The sequence below is a fragment of the Streptomyces sp. NPDC060000 genome (assembly GCF_042737375.1).
Lineage (GTDB): Bacteria > Actinomycetota > Actinomycetes > Streptomycetales > Streptomycetaceae > Streptomyces.
This window is the reverse complement of sequence record NZ_JBHWUU010000002.1, coordinates 1-17,085: the sequence shown is the minus strand read 5'-3', so window position 1 is coordinate 17,085 and position 17,085 is coordinate 1. Positions and strand designations below refer to the sequence as shown.

At 69.7% G+C, this 17,085-nt stretch carries 13 protein-coding genes and 2 tRNA genes; 11 read left to right on the top strand and 4 right to left on the bottom strand.

What is annotated here, in order from left to right; all coding sequences use genetic code 11:
• Positions 1 to 287: 287 nt before the first annotated feature.
• Positions 288 to 2,384: a protein kinase gene (locus ACFWBB_RS01940; RefSeq protein ID WP_385265601.1), complete on the top strand. Its 2,097-nt coding sequence runs from the start codon at positions 288 to 290 to the stop codon at positions 2,382 to 2,384.
• A gap of 64 nt (positions 2,385 to 2,448) precedes the next feature.
• Here ACFWBB_RS01940 and ACFWBB_RS01935 read toward each other — a convergent pair whose 3' ends face one another.
• Positions 2,449 to 3,957 (bottom strand): amino acid permease, encoded by a 1,509-nt coding sequence (locus ACFWBB_RS01935; RefSeq protein ID WP_385265598.1) that lies wholly within the window; start codon positions 3,955 to 3,957, stop codon positions 2,449 to 2,451.
• A gap of 215 nt (positions 3,958 to 4,172) precedes the next feature.
• Here ACFWBB_RS01935 and ACFWBB_RS01930 point away from each other — a divergent pair, with 215 nt between their 5' ends.
• Together ACFWBB_RS01930 and ACFWBB_RS01925 are read left to right on the top strand one after the other, a co-directional pair.
• Entirely contained in the window at positions 4,173 to 4,658 is a 486-nt protein-coding gene (locus tag ACFWBB_RS01930) for a ribose-5-phosphate isomerase (RefSeq protein WP_385265596.1), read from the top strand.
• Between the two features lie 502 nt (positions 4,659 to 5,160).
• Entirely contained in the window at positions 5,161 to 5,967 is an 807-nt protein-coding gene (locus ACFWBB_RS01925; RefSeq protein ID WP_385265593.1) for an Fpg/Nei family DNA glycosylase, read from the top strand.
• Positions 5,968 to 6,147: 180 nt separating this feature from the next.
• On the opposite strand, the gene ACFWBB_RS01920 is transcribed toward ACFWBB_RS01925, so the two are convergent.
• Positions 6,148 to 7,383, bottom strand: a complete 1,236-nt coding sequence (locus ACFWBB_RS01920; RefSeq protein ID WP_385266031.1) for a GNAT family N-acetyltransferase — start codon at positions 7,381 to 7,383, stop codon at positions 6,148 to 6,150.
• A 235-nt stretch (positions 7,384 to 7,618) separates the two neighbouring features.
• On the opposite strand from ACFWBB_RS01920, the gene ACFWBB_RS01915 reads away from it, so the two are divergent.
• Positions 7,619 to 8,803, top strand: a complete 1,185-nt coding sequence (locus ACFWBB_RS01915; RefSeq protein ID WP_385265590.1) for a PP2C family protein-serine/threonine phosphatase — start codon at positions 7,619 to 7,621, stop codon at positions 8,801 to 8,803.
• Positions 8,804 to 8,835: 32 nt separating this feature from the next.
• Complete coding sequence (locus ACFWBB_RS01910; protein WP_385265588.1) at positions 8,836 to 9,300, top strand: HD domain-containing protein; 465 nt, start codon at positions 8,836 to 8,838, stop codon at positions 9,298 to 9,300.
• Here the strand turns inward: ACFWBB_RS01910 and ACFWBB_RS01905 are convergent.
• A complete protein-coding gene (locus ACFWBB_RS01905; RefSeq protein ID WP_385265585.1) occupies positions 9,297 to 10,553 on the bottom strand; it encodes an acyltransferase family protein in 1,257 nt (418 codons plus the stop codon). The genes ACFWBB_RS01910 and ACFWBB_RS01905 overlap by 4 nt on opposite strands.
• Before the next feature lie 414 nt (positions 10,554 to 10,967).
• On the opposite strand from ACFWBB_RS01905, the gene ACFWBB_RS01900 reads away from it, so the two are divergent.
• A complete protein-coding gene (locus ACFWBB_RS01900) occupies positions 10,968 to 11,162 on the top strand; it encodes a hypothetical protein (RefSeq protein ID WP_030779494.1) in 195 nt (64 codons plus the stop codon).
• Positions 11,163 to 11,254: 92 nt separating this feature from the next.
• Here ACFWBB_RS01900 and ACFWBB_RS01895 read toward each other — a convergent pair.
• Positions 11,255 to 11,325: transfer RNA gene (locus ACFWBB_RS01895), tRNA-Gly, on the bottom strand.
• 165 nt (positions 11,326 to 11,490) lie between these two features.
• Here ACFWBB_RS01895 and ACFWBB_RS01890 point away from each other — a divergent pair.
• The 5 genes from ACFWBB_RS01890 to clpX all read left to right on the top strand — a co-directional run bounded on the left by ACFWBB_RS01890 (position 11,491) and on the right by clpX (position 17,020).
• A tRNA-Pro gene (locus tag ACFWBB_RS01890) sits at positions 11,491 to 11,567 on the top strand.
• 403 nt (positions 11,568 to 11,970) lie between these two features.
• The gene (tig, locus tag ACFWBB_RS01885; RefSeq protein WP_385265582.1) at positions 11,971 to 13,356 is read left to right on the top strand and encodes a trigger factor; all 1,386 of its coding nucleotides are present in this window, start codon (positions 11,971 to 11,973) and stop codon (positions 13,354 to 13,356) included.
• Positions 13,357 to 13,939: 583 nt separating this feature from the next.
• Positions 13,940 to 14,545, top strand: coding sequence for an ATP-dependent Clp protease proteolytic subunit (locus ACFWBB_RS01880; RefSeq protein ID WP_385266029.1), 606 nt, complete (start codon positions 13,940 to 13,942; stop codon positions 14,543 to 14,545).
• A gap of 323 nt (positions 14,546 to 14,868) precedes the next feature.
• A complete protein-coding gene (locus ACFWBB_RS01875; protein ID WP_328481863.1) occupies positions 14,869 to 15,549 on the top strand; it encodes an ATP-dependent Clp protease proteolytic subunit in 681 nt (226 codons plus the stop codon).
• A 181-nt stretch (positions 15,550 to 15,730) separates the two neighbouring features.
• The gene (gene clpX, locus ACFWBB_RS01870) at positions 15,731 to 17,020 is read left to right on the top strand and encodes an ATP-dependent Clp protease ATP-binding subunit ClpX (protein ID WP_356249114.1); all 1,290 of its coding nucleotides are present in this window, start codon (positions 15,731 to 15,733) and stop codon (positions 17,018 to 17,020) included.
• Positions 17,021 to 17,085 lie beyond the last annotated feature (65 nt).

The following is a 17,085-nucleotide window of genomic DNA, read 5'->3' as shown; positions in this document are numbered from 1 at the left end:
TACTTGAAGAGGTACCACAAGATTTCTCCGCACTATGCTGGTACGGCACTAAGTGTGACTATTGTGTTTCGAAGGCCGGGCAATGGAGGGGGTGCAGCGGATTGCCGGGAAATACGGGAAATACGGGAGACGCGGGAAGTGCGGGAAACGCGGAGAACCCGGTGAGGTCGGAGAATCCGGGGGGCACGGGGAATGCGGGGAGCGCGGGGAACAGGGGGAGTGGCGGTTTCTCCGGGTTACTGGTGACGGGGCGCTACCGGCTGGTCGAGAGTATCGGCCAGGGGGGAATGGGACGGGTGTGGCGAGCCACCGACGAAGTGCTCGACCGACAGGTCGCCGTCAAGGAGATGCGTATCGACGGCCTCGACCCGGAGGACACCCGCACCCGCCGCGAACGCACCCTGCGCGAGGCCAGGGCCACCGCCCGGATCGACCATCCCCACGTGGTGCGCGTCTACGACGTCGTTGACGAGGGCGAACGCCTCTGGATCGTCATGGAGTTGGTGGCCGGCCGCTCCCTCGAGCGGATCATGGCCGAGGAAGGCCCGCTCGGCCCGCGTGAAACCGCCCGGATCGGCCTCGGCCTGGTCACGGCGCTGCGCCAGGTGCACGCGGGGGGAGTGCTGCACCGCGACATCAAACCGGGCAATGTCCTGGTGGAAGGCGCGGCAAGCAGGGGGAGCGCCGGCCCGCGGGAGACCGGCGGCCACCGGGTCGTCCTCACCGACTTCGGCATCGCCGCGATCCAGGACACGAAGGCGCTGACCATGGTCGGCATGCTGGTCGGTTCCCCGGACTACATGGCCCCCGAGCGCATCTCGGGCCACCCGCAGGGCCCACCCTCCGACGTCTGGTCCCTGGGCGCGACACTCTGCGCCGCCCTGGCCGGCCACTCCCCCTTCTCCCGGGACACCACCCTGGCCACCCTGCACGCGGTCCTCTACGAGGAACCCCGACTCCCGCCCCACGCGGGCCCGTTGTACGACATCCTCACCGCCCTCCTGGAGAAGGAACCCACCGCCCGGCCCACCCTCACCCACCTGGAATCGATCCTCGCCCCCATAGCCTTCCCGCCCCCCACACCGACCCTGACGGTGCCCCGGGGAGGAGAAGGGGACGTGGGCGGCGGCGTGGTCGGCGCGGGCTGCGCGGGGCTGCTGGGCCCGGCTGAGGGGACGCAAGCCGACGGCGCCGGGGCGCACGACCTCCAGGGCCTCCAGGGCCTCCAGGGCCTCCAGGACCTCCAGGACCCCCACGAGTCTCCTGGAGCCTCGACCGAAGCGGCTTCGGAGATGCGCTCGGAGTCGGGCTCCGAACCCCCGTCCGCCGGCCCGCCGGTGGACCCACTCCCACGCTACGGAATCTCACTCGCCCGTTCCCGGGCGCTGACGGAAAGGAGCCCCACCCCGGAGGAGGCGTACGCCGCCCCGGGCTCGTACGGCGCCGCGGACCCGTACGTCACTCCTGATCCGTACGTCACTCCAGACCCGTACGTCACCCCAGACCTGTCCGCCGCTTCGGAGGCCGGATCGGCCCAGGCGCCCAGCCCGGACGCGCCGACCCGTCGAGTGGGTGTGCCCCCCGGCGGTGAGCTGCCCGGTCCCGCTGTGCTGGCCCACTCCGGTACGAGCGGACACCCGGCGCGGGGGGATGCCGGACGCCGGACAGGACGGGCCGGGGGGTGGACGGGTCGCCGTACCAGCACGGTCGCCGCCGTCGGTGTCGTCGCCGTGGGCACGGTCCTCGCGATCGTGCTGGCGTCACCCCTCGGCTCGCACGACGGCGACAACCAGGCGGGCGGCTCCGCGCCGCAGCCGTCCACGGTCACCACCGCGAGCGCCGGCTCCGACGCAGGCTCTGACTCGAGCACGGGCTCCGGCTCCGGCTCCGGCTCGAGTGCGGGCTCCGGCGCGAATGCCACGGCGTCGCCGACCGTCGAGGGGACCTTCAGGCCGGCGAGCCTGCCCCCGGGCACGCACCAGGAGGCCGGCGGCTACGCGTGGGCGACGCCCAAGGGCTGGCGGCGGGACGTGAAGACGGGCGCGGAGGTGCACTACACGTCACCCGACGGCTCCCAGGAACTCGTCGCCAAGTCCTCCTTGGCCCGGGGCGACCTGATGGACACCTGGCGGACCTCCGAACAGAACGCCCACCAGGGCAGGGACTACAGCAAGATCCGCCTGGAGGAGACGACGTTCAGGGGCCGGCCGGCGGTCGTCTGGGAGTACACCTTCACCCTTGAGGGCACTCCCTGGCACGCCCGGCTCCTCGGCTTCAACGAGAGCGGCAAGTCGTACCAGGTCAACACCTGGTACCAGCCCGAGGCCGAGGCGGCGGCCCTGAAGACGTACGAGAAGGTCAAGGACAGCTTCACGGTGATGTGAGTGAGAGAGAAAAAAGGGGCCCGCCGAAGCGGACCCCTTGCACTTCTGCACCGGCCTACGAGATCTACTCGACCGGTGCCTCGACCTGTGGCTCGACCTGGGCCTGGGCCTTGGCCCTGGCCTTGACCCGGCCCTCCTTCAGGAAGGCGACGGCGACCACGAGGGCGGCGACGAGCAGTGACAGCAGCACGGTCGTCCGGCCGCTGCTCTCGCCCTCGGTGTCGGTCAGCATGTACCCGAGCACGAAGACGATCAGTGCGGCCGTCGCCCAGGTCAGATACGGGTACAGCCACATCTTCACGACCAGCTTCTCCGGTGCCTCGGCCTGGATGATCCTCCGCATCCGCAGCTGCGAGAAGCAGATCACGAGCCAGACGAACAGGGCCACGGCGCCGCTGGAGTTGACGAGGAAGAGGAAGACGGAGTCCGGGAACTTGTAGTTGAAGAACACGGCGACGAACCCGAACGTCACCGACGCGACGATCGCCGCGAGCGGAACACCACGACTCGTCGTCCGGGCGAAGACGTTCGGCGCGTCACCGCGCTCACCGAGCGAGAAGGCCATGCGGGAGGCCGTGTAGAGCCCGGAGTTGAGGCAGGACAGCACCGACGTCAGCACGATGAAGTTCATGATCTGACCGGCGTGCGCGATCCCGAGGGAGTCGAGGGCGGCCACGTAGGAGCCCTGCTCCTTGATGGACGCGTCGTCCCACGGCAGCAGGGTGACGACGACGAAGATCGACCCGAGGTAGAAGACGCCGATCCGCCAGATGATGCTGTTCGTGGACTTCGTCACGGCCCGCTGCGGGTTCTCGGACTCACCGGCCGCGAGGGTCGCGATCTCGCTGCCCATGAAGGAGAAGACGACGAGCAGCACACCGGTGAGGATGGCACCGGGTCCGTGGGGCAGGAAGCCGCCGTGGTCGGTGAGGTTGCCGAGCCCCGCCTTGTCGCTGTCGGCGCCGGGCAGCACGCCGAAGACGGCCAGCCCGCCGACGATGATGAAGGCGCCGATCGCGACGACCTTGATCCCGGCGAACCAGAACTCGAACTCGCCGTAGGACCCGACGGAGACGAGGTTGGTGGCGGTCAGCACCATCATCACGATGAGCGCCCACCCCCACTGCGGTACGCCGGGCATCCACCCTTCGAGGATCTTGGCCCCGGCGGTGGCCTCCACCGCGAGCACGACGACCCAGAAGAACCAGTACAGCCAGCCGATGGAGAACCCGGCCCAGCGGCCGAGCGCCCGGTCGGCGTGTGCGGAGAAGGAACCGGAGGTCGGATTGGCCGCGGACATCTCGCCGAGCATCCGCATCACGAGCACCACGAGCGTGCCGACGAGAGCGTAGGACAGCAGAATGCCCGGCCCGGCGGTGGCGATGCCTGAACTGGAACCGACGAACAGTCCGGCGCCGATGACACCGCCGATGGCGATCATCGAAAGATGGCGGTTCTTCAGCCCGGCCTGAAGCCCGGTTCCGGTTCCGGTTCCGGAACCGGAACCGGAACCGGGTTCTCGGGAACCTCCGGGGCCGCCGTCGGCCTTTGTAAGGGTCGGCTGCGAGGTCATGAGGGTGTTTTCCTTTGCGCCGCGTGAGGGGAATCAAGTGGATCGTGTGTGGGGGGCGTACGAGCCGGTCCAGTGAATCCGAGGTGAATGAATTCGGGAACCTTGGATTCCAGATCGTTACTTGAGGTTTTCCTGAGGTTCTGTAGGATTGCTCACAGTTTTCGGACGCGGCACCCGGCGCTGCTACCCCGCGGCGCTCGTGTCACACTCGACGCATGCGCGTGTATCTCGGCTCGGACCATGCCGGCTTCGAACTCAAGAACCACCTCGTCGAATGGCTCAAGGCGGCGGGTCACGACCCGGTCGACTGCGGGCCCCACATCTACGACGCCCAGGACGACTACCCGCCCTTCTGCCTCCGCGCCGCGGAGCGGACGGCCGCGGACCCCGAGTCCCTCGGCATCGTGATCGGCGGCTCCGGCAACGGCGAGCAGATCGCGGCGAACAAGGTGAAGGGCGTCCGTGCCGCCCTGGCCTGGAGCGAGGAGACCGCGTCCCTCGGCCGCCAGCACAACAACGCCAACGTCGTCGCGGTCGGCTCCCGCATGCACACGCAGGACGAGGCGACGAAGTTCGTCGAGACCTTCCTGGCCACCCCGTTCTCCGAGGACGAGCGCCACATCCGCCGCATCGACATGCTGTCCGCGTACGAGACGACGGGCGACCTCCCCGAAATCCCGCCCCACCACCCCCAGCAGTAACCACCCCACCCGGGATGCGGGGACGTAGCCCCGCCGGGGGCGCGGGGACTCCGCCCCCGCGTGGGGCGAAGCCCCGGCGAGGGGCGACCTCTCACCCGACCGAGTCGGGTGGGCTGGTGGGCGAGGCTTCGGCGGGATGCCCCGCCGGGCCGCGGGGGACGGAAGCCCCGCCGGGCCGCGAGGGACGGAACCCCCGCCGGGCCGTGGGGGACGGAAACCCCCGCCGGGCCGCGAGGGACAGAACCCCCGCCGGGCCGCGGGGGACAGAACCCCCGCCGGGCCGTGGGGGACGGAACCCCGCCGGGCGTGGGCGAAGCCCTGGCGCGGGTGACGTCTCACCCGACCGAGTCGGATGGGTGGGCAGGCAAGGCTTCGGTGGGAGGCACTGCCGGGCCGTGGAGGACGGAACCCCCGTCGGGCGGGGGGGGGCGAAGCCCCGGGCGAGGGCGACCCCTCAGTCGACCGAGTCGGGTCGCTGGTGGGCAGGGATGAGGAGACACCGGTGCCAGAAGGCCACACAATTCACCGCCTGGCGCGGGACTATGCCCACTTCACCCACCACCCCCTCCAAGTAACCAGCCCGCAGGGCAAGTTCACCCCCGCCGCCACCCTCCTCACCGGCACCCCCCTCACCCGTACCGAGGCCCACGGCAAACACCTCTTCCTCGGCTTCACCGGCAGCCGGTGGATCCACATCCACCTGGGCCTCTTCGGCAAGGTCACCTTCGGCCCCGCCCCCGCGCCACCGCCCACGGACACGGTCCGCCTCCGCCTGGCCGACCCCACCGCCTACGTGGACCTCCGCGGCCCCACCACCTGCGCCCTGATCACGGACGACGAGAAGCAGGCGATACACGCCCGCCTCGGCCCCGACCCCCTCCGGCCCGACGCCGACCCCCGAGCCGCGTACGCCCGCGTCTCCCGCAGCCGTACGACGATCGCCGCCCTCCTCATGGACCAGAAGATCATCGCCGGCGTCGGCAACGTCTACCGGGCCGAAGTCCTCTTCCGGCACCGCATCGACCCGTACCGCGTGGGCAGGGACATCACCCCCGCCGAGTGGGACGCGATCTGGGCCGACCTGGTCGCCCTCATGCGGGAGGGCGTCCGCAACAACCGCATCGACACGGTCCACCCGCAGCACACCCCGGAGGCGATGGGCCGCCCGCCCCGTGTCGACGACCACGGCGGCGAGGTGTACGTCTACCGGCGTACCCACCAGCCCTGCCACCTCTGCGGCGACACCATCCGCACCGCCGACCTCGCCGCCCGCAACCTCTTCTGGTGCCCGACCTGCCAGAAGAACTGACCAGCACCCCACCCCCTCCGGACCCCACCCCCTCCGGACCCCAGCTCCCCGGCGTCCCCAGCCCCCCACGTCCCCAGCCCCCCGACGGCCTCGGCCACCTCGGCCTCCCCAACCGCCTCGGCTTCCCCGACGTCCCCGACCGTCTGCGCCTCCCCGACGGCCCCGCCCGCCTCGGCCCCCTCAGAACCCGTGCGGCAGCCAAGGAGCCGTGGCCGCGCCGAACCCCACCGCGGCCTCCGCCAGCGCGCCCTTCCTGAGCTCCCGCACCCGCCCGGCCCCCGCCAGCGAGGCAAGGCCGACACCCCCGAGGTAGGCGGCCCCCAACTCCCGTACGGACATGGCGAGATCAGCAGCATCGGACGTACGCCCGCAGACCGCCCCCTTGGCGTCCCCCGACAGCCGCCAACGCCCCGAGTTCCAGGGGCAGAAGGCGTCCTCGACGTCGAACACCACGTCCACCGGCGTCTGATACGTCCGCGCCTCGAGCGCCGCGCCCACGTCCACCAGCCGCACGTACAGCGAGTCCCGCACCCGCAGCTCGCACCGCCGGATGTCGGAGACGAGATGCTGCCACGACTCGTCCACCGGCCGCCCGCGCACCTTCAGCGAGGTCGTGAGGTCGATCCCGAACAGGAACCGCCACAGCGCCGCCTCCGACACCGGATCGACCCCCGCCAGATCCTGGAGCAGCACTTGCCCGTTGTGTCCGCTGTCGCGCCACTCGGGCCGTACCCGGAAGCGGGCGTACCCGGTGACCTCCCCGTTCCGCTCGGCGAGCACGCACTGGAGCGGCGACGCCCCGCCCCGCTCGCTCTCCGGATCGAGCAGCCCCAGCCGCTCCCAGCCGGGCCGCCGCGCGAGCATCCCGGCCCGGGCGGGCACGGTCCGCGCGTACACCGCCTCACACACCTCGAGTTCCGCGCCGGGGTCGACGTACCGCAGCCGTACGTCGTCCGTGCCGGCCGGGACGGACAGCCGTACCCGACTGGTGTCGATCTCCGCGTGCAGCCCGAAGGACGCCGCGGCGTACCCGAACCGTCCGTAGATGTCCGGTTCGGAGGCGGTGAGGATCGCGAGCGGCTCGCCCCAGGCCCGCACATCGTCCAGCTGCCGCCGCATCATCGACGTCAGCATCCCGCGCCGCCGGTGGGTCGCGCTCACGCCGACCATCGTCACGCCCGCAGCCGGCACCGAGGCCCCGCCCGGCACGGTCAGCCGGAAGTCGTACGCCCCCGCCGTGGCCACGCAGCTCTCGCCGTCCCACACGCCCAGGTAGCGCTCGTGCGAGGTGAGCGCCCGGAAGAGCTCCCGTTCCTCGGCCGATTCCGGGACCCCGCCGAAAGCACGGACGAAGGTGTCGTACCACTCGTCCCATTCGTCCCGTCGCAGCACCCGTGGTTCCCGCAACTCCCGCATCTCCCGCACCTTCCGCTGTTCTCGCCGTCCGGCCGCGGAAGAGGTCGAACGGCCCGCCGCGTCACTCGTCATGGACTCATGCCTAGCAGTCCGGTGCGGGGCGGGCCAGGCAATTTTCCCCTCCTCGGGGCGCGAGCGCTTTCCGTGAAGTTCACTGTGAAGTTGAGCCTCGGAGGGGGGACAAGTGGGACCTCCCGTGCCAAGCGGCGGGTTCGATGGATAGGGTCCCGAACTAATGGCAGTAGGACGACAGCGGCGCGCGGAAGCCGAGACGTTGACGGCCCGGTTGAAGCACTTGTTGCACCGGGTCCGCACCGGCCTGCGCAGAAGTGCCGTGGACTACTTCCGCGGCGACGGTTCGGACTGGATCGCGCTGGCCTTCCTGCTGCTCACGGTCCCGCTGATCGCCGTCACCACACTCGCCAACTCGGTGTGGTGCTCACCGGCCGCGCTGGTCCTGCCGATCGTCGCCGGCGGGCTGCTGCTGCGCCCGTCGAGCCTGCTCGGCCTGTACGCGGCGGCGGCAACGGCGCTCATCGTGGAGTCGGTGCGGCTGGGCCCCTACACGGAGGGCCCGTCCAGAGTCACCCCGGGTGTGGTCCTGGTCGTCGCCGCATGCGGTTTCTTCGGTCTGCTCATCGCCCAGTTCCGCAGCCGGGTCGGCGTGCCCTGGCGGCGCGGCGGCACCATGCTCTTCGACCTGCGCGAGCGCATCCGGGTGCAGAGCAAGCTGCCGGGCCTGCCGCAGGGCTGGCACCGCGAGATGGCGCTGAGGCCGGCGGGGGGCCAGTCGTTCTCCGGTGACTTCGTCGTCGCGGCCCGGACCAACGGCGGCCGCACCATGGAGGTCGTCCTCACGGACGTCTCCGGCAAGGGCATGGACGCCGGCTCGCGAGCGCTCCTGCTGTCGGGCGCCTTCGGTGGCCTGCTCGGCTCCCTGCCCCCGCACGCCTTCCTCCCGGCCGCCAACGGCTATCTGCTCCGCCAGGACTGGGACGAGGGCTTCGCGACCTCCATCCACCTCGTCCTCGACCTCGACTCCGGCGACTACGAGCTCTACTCCGCCGGTCACCCGCCGGGCCTCCAGCTCAGCGCGGGCAGCGGCCGCTGGGAGGAGAAGGCCGCCGAGGGCCCCCTCCTCGGGGTGTACGACGGCGCCCAGTTCGACCCGGTGAAGGGCTCGCTGCGCCCCGGCGACGTGCTGATGCTGTTCACCGACGGGCTGGTGGAGACATCCGACCGGGACATCGTCGAGGGCATCGACCGCCTCACCGGCGAGGCCGACCGCTATGTGGCCGGCGGCTTCCAGGGCGCCGCCTGGCACCTGATCGAGGCGGTGGCGAAGGACGTCAACGACGACCGTGCCCTGCTGCTGGTCTGCCGCGAGGGCCCGACCGCCCAGTCGATTCCTCTGTCCTGACCTCTCCCGAGACTCCCGAGCGAGGACCCGCCATGCTCACCCTGTCCGAGGTCGAGACCCTCGCCCGCGCCGCCCACGAGGGACAGACCGACAAGGCGGGCCGGCCCTACGCCGAGCACCTCCGGGCCGTGGCGGAGGGCGTACGCGCGCGTGGCGGCGACGCCGAGCAGATCGCGGCCGCCTGGCTGCACGACGCCGTCGAGGACGACGCCCTGTCCGAGACCTGGCTGCACGAGGCCGCGCTGAGCGACCGTACGAAGGCCGTAGTCCTGGCGCTCACCAAGCGGGCGGGGGAGACGCCGAAGGCGTACGCCGAGCGCATCCTGGCCACGCCGGGCGCCCTGCTGGTGAAGGAGGCCGACCTGGCGCACAACGCGGACCCGGCGCGCCTGGCGGCCCTGGACGCGGCGACCAGGCTCCGACTGACCGAGAAGTACGCACGGATGCGCGCCCTCCTCGGCCTCACCGCCACCGCTCGTCGGGACGAGAGCGTCTAGCCCGCGACGTCCGCCGGCTGCTCCCGCTGTTCCCGCACGTCGCGCTCACCCTTCTCGCGCTCACCCTTCTCGCGCTCGCGGGCGAGCTCGGCGGCGTCCCGCTTGAAGGCCCAGTCCATCCTCGGTTCCACGACGAACCGCAGCACCTGCCGAACGGGCCTGGTGCACAGCAGGGTGACGGCCACGGCCACGGCCACGGTGACGGCGATCTCCCCGAGCGGGCGGTGCAGCGCGGGGTGATCGAACCAGCCGCGGTAGTCGGCGGTCTTGAGCAGCAGGCCGTGCGTCAGATAGCCGTAGAGCGTGCCGGCGCCGAGCGCCGTGAACCACATCGTGCGCCCCGGCACCCAGGAGAGGAAGCAGGCGGTCAGCAGCAGGGAGCAGCCGAACAGGGCGAGCTGCATGACGGGACCGACCCACCACGGGACGCCCAGCTCCTGCGCGGAGTTGCGATGGTAGAGCCAGCCGCTGTTCATCCGCGGCACCGCCCACCAGGAGAAGGCCAGCGCGAAGGCGAACACCGGCACCGCCGCGATCCGGATCGAGCGCCGGCGCACCAGCGCGAAGTGCTCCGCCTTCAGGTTCAGTCCCAGCACGAAGAACGGCAGGAACTGAAGGACGCGCGGAAGGTCCAGATCACCACCGATGTTCGGGGTGGCGGACGCCAGCATGGCGATGCCCAGCGCGAGCGGTACCGGATGACGGACCAGCTTCCAGAGGGGCGTGGTCAGCCGCCAGATGAACAGTGCGCACAGGAACCAGGTCAGGTAGTAGGGGTCGAGCAGGCTGATGTCCTGGGGCGCGCCGCCGACGTACGTCTTCAGGAGCGGGTAAGCGGTCTCGAAGACGATGTACGGCACGACGATGCCCGTCACCAGCCGCTTCAGCTTGCCGGGGCTCCCGTCGAAACTGCGGGAGAAGAAGCCGGAGATGACGATGAAAGCCGGCATGTGGAACGTGTACACCAGCACGTACGCCGCCGTGAGCACCCGGCTGTCGCCCTTCAGCGGCTCCCAGGTGTGCCCCATCGCCACCAGCACGATCGCCAGGTACTTCGCGTTGTCGAAGAACGCGTCGCGCTTCGCGGCGGGCCGCGGGGACGACCCTCCGACGGATCTGTCCCTCGACTGGTCGGACCGGTCGGACCGGTCGGACGGGTCGGACCGGTCGGACGGGTCGGACCGGTCGTGCTGATCGTTCTGGTTCTGGGCCGAGCACGGGCTCGGAACGAGAGACGAGGCGGCGTGGAACATTCGAGGCACCCTAGCGGCGCGTGTGCGTATTCGTAAAACACCCCAGGTCATTACTGGTTAAGGCTCTACGGATTCCCCACGACATGGCCCGCCGCACCGGCTGCTGAGCCCGGCGGTCACACTTTGTGGTTGGCCTTGATGTCACGATTCATCCCGACGAAAAGGTGCATAACGTCGGTTGGGTGCCTGTGGATGACGCACTCGCGGCCATAATTCGAATTACCTGCGCAGGCGTTGTGTGGACACGGCAACGAACTGTCCCAATTCCCTGTGCGGTACGTGCTCGAATTGCCGTGCGGCGCGCCCCCGGCCGGAGGGCGACGCGCGATGATGTGTCACGGGCCGCATAGGGAGGCCCTGTTGGTGGCACGATGGTCTCGGGAGTGCGGACCGACCGAGGGTGTGTGATCAGTTGTGGCCATTTCACTGTCAGTGGTGCTGCTGTTGGCGATCATCCTGGTGGTGCTGATCCGGGGAGGGTCGATCAAGGCGGGCCCGGCGATAGTCGCGATCCTGTTCGGCTTCTTCCTCGCCTCGACCGGCATGGCCCCGTCGATCAACCGCTTCCTCGACTCCCTCGCGGACACCATCAACTCGATTAGCTTCTAGGTCCCGCCCTGCCCCGCGCGTCCGGGCGGGGCGCCTCCGGACACGACGAGGGCCGGGTCGGAGAAATCTCCGACCCGGCCCGGGTCACACAGAGCGGGCGACGGGAATCGAACCCGCGTAGCTAGTTTGGAAGACTAGTGCTCTACCATTGAGCTACGCCCGCACACGACGCGCCGCAGGTCAGCCGACCGCGGCACTGCAGGCATCGTAGCGGTTCCGCGCCCTCTGGCGCACACTCCGTTTCCCGCCCCGCCGTGGTCCGCCCCGCGGCTCGGTGAAAGCGGCGGTCAGGTGGCCTGCGGCCATGTAGCCTACGTGACGCACCAGACGGGGTGTGGCGCAGCTTGGTAGCGCGTCCGCTTTGGGAGCGGAAGGCCGTGGGTTCAAATCCCGCCACCCCGACCACCGACCGGCAGGCAGCGGTCGCCGGTCCGGCCGGTACCGGACGACAACGGCCCACTGAGGGTCGACGCCGGACATCACCGGCCGCCGACCCGTCCGACGCGGTCCAGTGCAGGACACCTTCGGCCGCCGTCCCGTCGGACGCCGGCCGACGTCGTTCGACGCCGGACATCTTCGGCCGTGGACCCGGTCCGCACCGGCCTCCGAACGGCCATCGCCGGGCGTCAACGGCCATCCGCGCGGTCACCTCGCTTGATCGCCTTTGGGGCGTGTCCTCGCTGCCGTTACTATGCAAGCTGCACGCCCGTATGCCTCATCCTCTGGTTGGTCCTCCGGGCGGCGAATCCGCGGAAGCCGGTCTGGCTTCTGCAGAAACCAAGAAGTCAGCCCCCAAGGAGACCGAACCGTGAAGAGCGCCGTGGAGACCCTGAACCCGACTCGGGTTCGGCTCAGCATTGAGGTGCCCTTCGAGGAGCTCAAGGACAGCCTCGACGCGGCGTACAAGAAGATCAACCAGCAGGTCACGGTGAAGGGCTTCCGTAAGGGCAAGATCCCCGCCCGGGTGATCGACCAGCGCTTCGGCCGTGGTGCCGTGCTGGAGGAGGCCGTCAACGACGCGCTGCCGAAGTTCTACACGGAGGCGGTCAACGAGGCCGAGATCGACGTCCTCGGCCAGCCCGAGGTCGACATCACGGAGCTGAAGGACGGCGAGACGCTGAACTTCACCGCCGAGGTCGACGTCCGCCCCGCCCTTGAGCTCCCCGAGGACTTCTCCTCCATCGAGGTCGAGGTCGACGCCGTCGAGGTGTCGGAGGAGGACATCGACAAGTCCGTCGAGCAGCTCCGCGAGCGCTTCGCCTCGACCTCCCCGGTCGAGCGCGCCGCCGAGGACGGCGACGTCGTGACGGTCGACCTCGAGGCCAAGGTCGACGGCGAGATCCTCGAGGACGGCGTCGCGAGCGGCGTCTCCTACACCATCGGCTCGGGCGAGCTGCTGGAAGGCATCGACGAGGCCGTCAAGGGCCTGGAGGCCGGGGCCGAGGCCACCTTCACCTCCGAGCTCAAGGGCGGCTCGGCGGCCGGCAAGGAGGCCGAGGTCACCGTCAAGGTCACCCAGGTCGCCGCCCGCGAGCTCCCCGAGCTGGACGACGAGTTCGCGCAGCTCGCCTCCGAGTTCGACACCCTCGAGGAGCTCAAGGCTGACAGCCGCAAGCGCCTCGAGAACATGAAGCAGTACGACCAGGCCACGCAGGCCCAGGAGCGCGTCCTGGAGAAGCTGCTGGAGCTCGTCGAGGTGCCCGTCCCCGAGAAGCTGCTCGAGGACGAGGTCAACACCCGCAAGCACAACCTCGAGCACCACCAGCTCGGCCAGATGGGCCTCGAACTGGACAAGTACCTGGAGATCCAGGGCAAGACGGCCGAGGAGTTCGAGACCGAGACCCGCGAGGCCGCGGTCAAGGGCATCAAGACCCAGTTCGTGCTCGACGAGCTCGTCAAGCGCGAGAAGCTGAACGTCAACCAGGAGGAGCTCACCGAGCACCTCATGCGCCGTGCCGCCTCCTCCGGCATGTCTCCCGACCAGTTCGCCCAGGCGGTCGTCGAGGGCGGCCAGGTTCCGCTCCTGGTCGGCGAGGTCGCTCGCGGCAAGGCTCTGGCCACGGTCGTCGAGTCCGCCACGGTGAAGGACACCAACGGCGAGATCGTCGACCTGGAAGACGAGGAAGAGACCGAGGAGGCCGCTGCCGAGGCGGAGACCTCCGAGGAGAAGGCCGAGGAGAACACCGAGGCCTGAACGGCCTCGCGTCGACTCCGACGCTGAGACGCAGACATGAGGGCCCCGGAGCGGTATTCGCTCCGGGGCCCTTCTGCCATACGGCGAGGCGACCGCGGAACGGCCGGCGGGACGACCGGAGAAGCGACCGCGGAACGACCGGCAAGCCGACCGGCGGGACGACCCCGCGGGACGACCGGCACGGCGACCGGCGGGACGACCCCGCGGGACGACCGGCACGGCGACCGGCGGGGCAGTCGTCAGGTAGCCCGGCAGGACGGCCGGGCCCGAGAGCGCGGGACGGTGTCGAGTGCGACCCGGCAGGGCGGCCCCGTCCAGGAGGCGAGGGCCGGTATCGGTGTGCGGTTCCACCGCGGAGCGCGACCGGCCACGTACGTGTGCGTGACGGTCCGCGGCCGCCCGCCCACGAGAGCCCCGCGTCTACGCCCCCGGCGAACACCCTCCTCTCCGGGATTCTCCGGAGGGACCCGCGCGTTAGGGTCCATGAGTACGAGGGCAGGGGAGTCTCCGTTGCCCCCGGCAGTACACGTGAGACGGCCCGGCGCCGTCGATAAGACGAGCAGGTGGATACGTGACGAATCTGATGCCCACAGCCGCCGGCGACCCCATCGGTGGTGGCCTCGGCGACCAGGTCTACAACCGGCTGCTCGGCGAGCGGATCATCTTCCTCGGCCAGGCGGTCGACGACGACATCGCCAACAAGATCACTGCACAGCTGCTGCTCCTTGCCGCCGATCCGGACAAGGACATCTACCTGTACATCAACAGCCCCGGCGGCTCGATCACGGCCGGCATGGCGATCTACGACACGATGCAGTTCATCAAGAACGACGTGGTGACCATCGCCATGGGTCTCGCGGCCTCCATGGGGCAGTTCCTGCTCAGCGCGGGCACTCCCGGCAAGCGCTTCGCGCTGCCGAACGCCGAGATTTTGATCCACCAGCCCTCCGCGGGTCTGGCGGGCTCGGCCTCCGACATCAAGATTCACGCCGAGCGGCTGCTGCACACCAAGAAGCGCATGGCCGAGCTGACCTCCCAGCACACCGGGCAGAGCGTCGAGCAGGTCACCCGCGACTCCGACCGCGACCGCTGGTTCGACGCGTTCGAGGCCAAGGAGTACGGCCTCATCGACGACGTCATCCCGACGGCCGCCGGCATGCCGGGTGGCGGCGGTACCGGGGCGGCCTGAGGACCACTGACGGCAGCGGGATCCCGAAGGATGCTCCGCGGAGCCTCCTGAGCCCCTCCCGGGGTCCGGGAGCCCCCTCGGATCTCGCGGTCTCCCGGACTTCCGGGAGATCCCTCGGAGTCGGAGACCCCAGGACTTCCCGGAGCCCTCTCGGAGGCTCGGGGGAGCCAAGGGGTTCCAAGGAGTTCCAGGAGCCCTGAGGGCCCCTTCGGAGCCCACCAGGGCCCCTGAGGCCCCCCGGGTCCCACCGAGGCCTCGGAAGCCGTCAGCGCCCCACCCAGCCCCTCCAGCCCACCGCCCCAGTCCTCTTTCCAGGAGACACCGTGAACGACTTCCCCGGCAGCGGCCTTTTCGCCCGCACCGAGGCCGAGTACACCGGCCCTCGCGCCGAATCCCGCTACGTCATCCCGCGCTTCGTCGAGCGCACCTCGCAGGGCGTCCGTGAGTACGACCCGTACGCGAAGCTCTTCGAGGAGCGCGTGATCTTCCTCGGCGTTCAGATCGACGACGCCTCCGCCAACGACGTCATGGCGCAGCTGCTGTGCCTGGAGTCGATGGACCCCGACCGGGACATCTCGGTCTACATCAACAGCCCCGGCGGCTCCTTCACGGCGCTGACCGCGATCTACGACACGATGCAGTTCGTGAAGCCCGACATCCAGACGGTCTGCATGGGTCAGGCGGCCTCCGCCGCCGCGATCCTGCTCGCCGCCGGTACGCCGGGCAAGCGCATGGCGCTGCCGAACGCGCGCGTGCTGATCCACCAGCCGTACAGCGAGACCGGCCGCGGTCAGGTTTCCGACCTGGAGATCGCCGCCAACGAGATCCTCCGGATGCGTGCGCAGCTGGAGGACATGCTGGCCAAGCACTCGACCACGCCGATCGAGAAGATCCGCGAGGACATCGAGCGCGACAAGATCCTCACGGCCGAGGACGCGCTGGCGTACGGCCTGGTCGACCAGATCATTTCCACCCGCAAGCTGAACAACAACTCGCTCGTTTGACGCACGGGGTCGTCCCGTTCGCGCCCCCTCGGCACGGTGTGACACGGTCCACGTCACAGTGAACCGTGCCAAGGGGGGCCCGAACGGGGGGCCAGGCAAGGTACCGTCGGGATAAGGCAGCACCAGGAGCCGCTGGATTCGTAAGCGTCCAGTCGTCTCCCAGGCGAAGGGGAAGCACACCGTGGCACGCATCGGTGACGGCGGCGATCTGCTCAAGTGCTCGTTCTGCGGCAAGAGCCAGAAGCAGGTCAAGAAGCTCATCGCAGGGCCCGGTGTGTACATCTGCGACGAGTGCATCGATCTCTGCAACGAGATCATCGAGGAAGAGCTCGCGGAGACGAGCGAGGTCCGCTGGGAGGAACTCCCCAAGCCGCGCGAGATCTACGAGTTCCTCGAGGGCTATGTGGTGGGCCAGGAGCCCGCCAAGAAGGCACTGTCTGTCGCGGTGTACAACCACTACAAGCGCGTCCAGGCCGGTGAGAACGGCGGTGCCCAGAGCCGCGAGGACGCCATCGAGTTGGCGAAGTCCAACATCCTCCTGCTCGGCCCCACCGGCTCGGGCAAGACGCTGCTGGCGCAGACCCTGGCGCGCATGCTGAACGTCCCGTTCGCGATCGCCGACGCCACGGCGCTGACCGAGGCGGGTTACGTCGGCGAGGACGTCGAGAACATCCTGCTGAAGCTGATCCAGGCGGCCGACTACGACGTCAAGAAGGCCGAGACCGGGATCATCTACATCGATGAGATCGACAAGGTCGCGAGGAAGAGCGAAAACCCCTCCATCACGCGCGACGTGTCGGGCGAGGGTGTGCAGCAGGCCCTGCTGAAGATCCTGGAGGGCACCACCGCCTCGGTCCCGCCGCAGGGCGGCCGCAAGCACCCGCACCAGGAGTTCATCCAGATCGACACGACGAACGTGCTGTTCATCGTGGGCGGTGCCTTCTCCGGTCTGGAGAAGATCATCGAGACCCGGGCCGGCGCCAAGGGCATCGGCTTCGGCGCGACGATCCGCTCGAAGCGCGAGCTGGAGTCCAAGGACCAGTTCGAGGCCGTCATGCCGGAGGACCTGGTCAAGTTCGGCATGATCCCGGAGTTCATCGGCCGTCTGCCGGTCATCACCTCGGTCCACAACCTGGACCGCGAGGCGCTCCTGCAGATCCTGATCGAGCCGCGCAACGCGCTGGTGAAGCAGTACCAGCGGCTCTTCGAACTCGACGGTGTGGAGCTGGACTTCGAGCGTGAGGCCCTGGAGGCCATCGCCGACCAGGCCATCCTCCGCCAGACCGGTGCGCGCGGCCTGCGCGCCATCATGGAGGAGGTCCTCCAGGCGGTCATGTACGAGGTCCCGTCCCGCAAGGACGTGGCCCGTGTGGTCATCACGGCGGACGTCGTCCTCTCCAACGTCAACCCGACCCTGATCCCGCGCGACGCGCGCGGCGGTCGCGGCCCGGGCGAGCAGAAGACAGCCTGACCCGCACCTGCGCGACGAGTACGACGAGCACGGCGAAGGGCCCCGGTCGATCGACCGGCGCCCTG

Coding starts and splice junctions, on each gene's coding strand:
- ACFWBB_RS01940 (WP_385265601.1), top strand. CDS start 288: ATGGGACGGGTGTGGCGAGCCACCGACGAAGTGCTCGACCGACAGGTC.
- ACFWBB_RS01935 (WP_385265598.1), bottom strand. CDS start 3,957: ATGACCTCGCAGCCGACCCTTACAAAGGCCGACGGCGGCCCCGGAGGT.
- ACFWBB_RS01930 (WP_385265596.1), top strand. CDS start 4,173: ATGCGCGTGTATCTCGGCTCGGACCATGCCGGCTTCGAACTCAAGAAC.
- ACFWBB_RS01920 (WP_385266031.1), bottom strand. CDS start 7,383: ATGCGGGAGTTGCGGGAACCACGGGTGCTGCGACGGGACGAATGGGAC.
- ACFWBB_RS01915 (WP_385265590.1), top strand. CDS start 7,619: ATGGCAGTAGGACGACAGCGGCGCGCGGAAGCCGAGACGTTGACGGCC.
- ACFWBB_RS01910 (WP_385265588.1), top strand. CDS start 8,836: ATGCTCACCCTGTCCGAGGTCGAGACCCTCGCCCGCGCCGCCCACGAG.
- ACFWBB_RS01905 (WP_385265585.1), bottom strand. CDS start 10,553: ATGTTCCACGCCGCCTCGTCTCTCGTTCCGAGCCCGTGCTCGGCCCAG.
- ACFWBB_RS01880 (WP_385266029.1), top strand. CDS start 13,940: ATGCCCACAGCCGCCGGCGACCCCATCGGTGGTGGCCTCGGCGACCAG.